This window comes from Shewanella sp. CAL98-MNA-CIBAN-0140, assembly GCF_040309905.1.
Taxonomy (GTDB): domain Bacteria; phylum Pseudomonadota; class Gammaproteobacteria; order Enterobacterales; family Shewanellaceae; genus Shewanella; species Shewanella psychromarinicola.
On the sequence record NZ_JBEOPI010000317.1, the window covers coordinates 1 to 229 of the forward strand.

General features: G+C 43.2%; 1 protein-coding gene. It reads right to left on the minus strand.

The window, feature by feature from the left end:
• Positions 1–43: 43 nt before the first annotated feature.
• A partial coding sequence (locus AAEY93_RS21215; protein ID WP_502959583.1) for a hypothetical protein occupies positions 44–229 on the minus strand: 186 nt, incomplete at its 5' end.

Sequence of the window (229 nt, forward strand, 5' to 3'; positions counted from 1 at the left end):
GTTCAGATGAGGGTTACTATAATTAGACTACCCCACCTTTATACTATTGCGCTTGATAAGAGACTTTTACACCAACAATATAGCCATCGTTGTCTTCGAAGTCAGCGACAATTTTTTTACTTGGTAGTTGGCCTTTAGCATCGCCGAACCATAGGTATTTGCCACCGACTGAGAGTGCCCAGTTTTCGGTTACGTTATATTTAGCGCCAAGACCAGCACTGTAGTAGCC